Here is a 4,512-nt window from a genome sequence, read left to right as displayed (position 1 = left end):
GGGGCTCGCTCCGAAGTCCGGATGTGGCCGCTGGGTGCGGCTCCTAGGATGCGAGTGACGCATGGTGATCCGCTCCCCACGCGCATGAGCTATTACCGCGGCAGCGATCGGGCCAAGTGGGTTTCCGCAGTACCAACCTATGACTCGGTGCGGTATCGCGCGGCCTATCCTGGGATCGACCTCTTGTTTCGGGGCGATGGATCAGGGTTGGCCTATGACTTTGTTCTCCAGCCCGGGGCCGATCCTTCTCAGATCCAGATGGCTGTGGAGGGGGTCGAAGCTCTGACACTTGCTCCTGACGGAGCCTTGCTCATGACCTTGCCCGATGGCCGTGAGCTGCGGCAGCGGGCTCCAGTGATCTATCAGGTCATCGGCGACAAGCGGGTCTTGGTGGAGGGGCGTTTTGAGATTCTGGTGCCGCGCTCTGGCGAGAGCTCGCCTACCTTTGGGTTTCAGATCGCTGAGCATGATCCGAGCTACAAGCTGGTCATCGATCCCACTCTCGACTATTCGACCTACGTCGGCGGTACTCGGGATGACGATGCGCGGGTCATCACGGTGACTGCCGGCGGTCAGGCTATCGTAGCGGGAAGCACGTCCTCGAGCGAATTTCCGGTCGGCGGGTCAACGACGGCGTCTGGGGACGATGCCCTCGTCTATCAAGTCAGCGCGGATGGCTCCGCGCTCGACTATGTCGTTGTCCTCGGCGGATCGGACGACGAGCAGATCAACGGGGTTGCGCTTGATCCTGACACCGGGGCGCTGTATCTCACCGGAGAAACGAGCTCGGAGGATTTTCCAGTACAAGCAGCGCTCTACGCTGTCTTGCCGGGAGGTCGCGCTCAAGCGGCATTTGTTGCGAAACTGGCGAACGATCAAACGGTCGAGTTTGCGACCTACTTCGGTGGCTCGAGTGCTGATACAGGGCAGGCAATCGGCATTGAGTACGATGAGGCTGGGGTGGCCGAGTCGCTCTATATCGCGGGAGGTACTCGCTCCGACGACATGGTCATGCGCAATGCCCTCTACGACAGGAGTGCGGGTCGGACGGACGGCTTCTTGCTCAAGCTGAGCAAGGATGGGCAAACGCTGCAGTCTTCGACCTATTTCGGTGGCAGCGGTGACGATGTTATCAAGTTCATGGATATCAATGCGGACGGCATCGCTTACCTCATGGGCGAGACAAAGTCCGGTGATTTGCCTCTGCGTAACGAAATCCAGCAGTCTGGTGGCGGTACGGATGTTTTCTTGGCGAGAATCGCGCGCGCTGGGCTAGAGGTGGTCTCCTCGACCTATTTGGGCGGCTCCGGTGCGGATATTCCGACAGGAATGATCCTGGACGATGAGCGGAATATCTTCTTGTGTGGCTATACGACATCTGATGATTTTCCGGTGGAAAACGCCCTCTACGAGACGCACGCCGGCGGCGGCAACGATGCTTTCGTTGCGAAATTCGATCATTCGGCGACTTTTTTGCATTTTTCCACTTTTTTGGGCGGTTCTGCCGATGATCGGGCTCTGGGGCTGACGCTTGACCAAGTTGATGATCAAGATACATTTAGTCAGGATTTGAAATATCTCTATGTGGTAGGTGATACCGAGTCGAATAATTTTCCGGCTGAGAACGCTTTCCAAAATTATTACGCGGGTGGTGTCGATGGATTCATTGTGAAGCTGCATCCCTGGGGGTTGAGTTTGATTAGCTCGAGCTACTTCGGCGGTACGGATGAAGATTCGATCACTGCGATCGCGGCATCGCGTACTGAAGCGCAGCGAGTCTTTCTCGCCGGCAATACCGAGTCCGAGGCCCTTTTTCCCCTGAGTGAGACGCCTGCGTTCGCGGAATTGAGTGGGCGTACGGACAGCTTCGTCGCCGCGCTAAGCTCCGTGGATTATGATCCATTCGATCCGACGATCGCTGTTGAAACCAAGCAAGTGACGCCTGAGCTGCTCGATCCGAGTGAATTGGAAGTGCAGCTGACGCTGAGCAAGAACAGTTGGTATGACGATCTCAGCGCCTTTTCCACGCGTTTGCATTATGACTCCAGTGCCCTCGAATATCTCGATGTGGCTTGGAGCGGGCCTGCGCCGGGTGGAACGCAGCCTGAGGAGGCGAGGATCGATTCCAGCGTCGATGGTGAGCTGTATCTCGAGATCTATCAGGACGCTGCGCCCGTTCCACTGGAAGGCATCACGGCGACGATTAAGTTCGGCTTCATAGAAGTCGGGTCGACCGACGATGATCCACTCGAATCCGGGCAGCTCATGCTGACCCTGGATCAGCCTTGGGCGGCCGATATGCGGGGGCTGGATACCTTCGTCCGAGGTATTCCAGGCGGGATCTTTGTCGACCGTCGACGAAACGCGGTGCTCGGCGACTGCGACGTGAGCGGTCGGGTGCGCTTGTGGGAGGCTCAGCGGGCAGTCGACTACCTATCGGCGGGCCTCGAGAGCCCGGCCTGCATGACGCGTGACTATGTCATGATGACGGTGACGGATCTGCAGGAGATCATCAACGGCTATCTCGATGGAGGCGTTGGTGCCGGGCTAGAGTCTCCGGTCGCATTCGCGCCTCCGGCGCTAGCCGCTCAGGCGTCAGAGGCGGCCTTGACGTTCGATTCGGCGCGCCTGGAGGGCGGCGTCATCCGCGTGGATCTGATGCTAACCTCGGGCGGTTATGAGGTATCAGGGCTTCTGTCGGACATCACCTACGACCCGGCGCTGTTTCCATCCGTTGATGCGGTCGTCGGTCCTGCGGCTAGCTTGGCGGGCAAGGGCGTGATTGCAAACGTGGTCGAGCCTGGCTGGCTCAGGGTTCTCGTCTATAGCGTCAGCAAAGCGGTGATTTCTGACGGCGTGGTTGCCACGCTGGCTCTCATGCCAGGCGGTGGGCTTGGATTGGCGGATGCGAATCTGCTGCAGGCCTCGAGCGCCTCGACACCCGAAGCCAGAGAGGTTTCTTTGCAAGGCAGTGCCTTGTTGGCTGGGGAGTCTCAGGGGCCGCGGGATGATCTTTGGCGTGTCGCGGAGATCTATGCTGCGACCATGGGCTATGCGCCGGATAACGAAGGATTGCAGTATTGGCTCTCGCGCGTGGCTGACGCTCCTGACTGGACGCCGACCACTGTAGCCCAGAGCTTTTTCGATCAGCCCTTGGTCCAGGCGGAGTATCCGGAGGCGCTTGGCTACGAGAGCCTGGTCGACGCGCTCTATCAGAACTTGTTCGGTCGCGCAGCAGACGTGAGCGGTAAGGCCTATTGGCTTTTGGAGCTGAGTTCAGGGCGTATTCGCCGCAACGAAATGATCATTGCCATGATCAACGGCGGCTGGGCGAATCTCGAAGCCGCTCAGGATATGGCGCGATTCGGCAATCGGATTCAGGTGGCGCTGGCCTTCGCCGAGCATCAAGCAGGACTTAGTGTGGTCTACAGCACGCTGTCGAGCGATGATCAGATGGCCTTGCGCGCGGCTGGGCGTGAGGTCTTGGCGACCGTTGGCTCGGATGCTGCGTCGCGTGAGGCGGCCATCGCGGCTATCCCCGTTCTGCTCAGTCAGGCCCTTACGGGGTCGGCTCTGGAATGATGTGAGCTTTGCGGTGTTGGACTGATGTATGCGGCTCCTGGTCCTGGCTTCCTGGCCGGTGCCTGCCAGCCAGGACGGCAATGCTGAAGCCCTTTGGTCGGTGTTCTCGGGCTGTCTTTGGCGGTGCTGGCTGCGTCTATTATCGGCTCTGTGACAGGGGTCTCCAGATGCGCGGTCGGCTCTGGCTAAGCTCTAATCATGCGAAGCCTATGATTCCAGTGCCGGCCAGAGCACATTCCGGGAGACGCCAGTGAGCACGCATAGAGACCTCCTCATCATCCTGATCATTTTCGCATTGCCTGGACTCGCCTTGGCGCAGCCCGGCGACGGCTACGATCAAGACGGGTTTGCGCCCCAGCCGGTGCGCTCCGCCACCTGCATCGTCGAGGGGACCTTCTCATGCGCCGAGTACGTCTACACCTACAGCGTCCGTGGCTTGTCGTGCACCGAGGACTGTTTGGCGATCAGCAACCTCAATACCTGCCAGCTCAACAATCGCTGCAACTGGGATCCGGCCAGCGGTTGCTTCACGAAGGACGTTTGCGTCGAGATCAGCGATCTCAACACCTGCCGGCGCTGGGAGACGCATCCTATCTGCGGCGGATGAGGCGCCTGTCGTCCTCTTAGGGCGGGCAAGCGTGGAGACTGTGAAAGTATTCCGAGCACACAACACGAAGATGGCGTGCTGACATAGGTTGGGCCGACGTAGGAGGCTCAACAATCAGCGCCTTAGGTCCGCCGCTATGTTGGGCTTCGTGCCTCAGCCCAGCCGACGGGGGAGTCTCTTCACCGTCTCGCACCGCAGCCCACCAGTCAGCGCCAGCGCGGGATTTGGTGGACTTCGCTCTCGCTCGTCCACCCTTGTATGTTCTGTTTCCAGGGCTTGAGAAGGAGCTTGGACAACTGGACGTTATGAGGAGTGAGCCGGAG

The 4,512-nt window shown here is 59.5% G+C and carries 2 protein-coding genes; both read left to right on the top strand.

Annotated features, from left to right (window positions below; all coding sequences use genetic code 11):
• Nucleotides 1-21 precede the first annotated feature (21 nt).
• Nucleotides 22-3,582, top strand: coding sequence for a DUF7948 domain-containing protein (locus tag G3446_RS25715; RefSeq protein ID WP_483414742.1), 3,561 nt, complete (start codon nt 22-24; stop codon nt 3,580-3,582).
• Between the two features lie 250 nt (nt 3,583-3,832).
• Nucleotides 3,833-4,189 (top strand): hypothetical protein, encoded by a 357-nt coding sequence (locus G3446_RS25710; RefSeq protein ID WP_164456517.1) that lies wholly within the window; start codon nt 3,833-3,835, stop codon nt 4,187-4,189.
• Nucleotides 4,190-4,512: the final 323 nt, after the last annotated feature.

The organism is Thiorhodococcus minor (genome assembly GCF_010820565.1).
GTDB lineage: Bacteria > Pseudomonadota > Gammaproteobacteria > Chromatiales > Chromatiaceae > Thiorhodococcus > Thiorhodococcus minor.
This window is presented reverse-complemented; position numbering and strand designations above follow the sequence as displayed.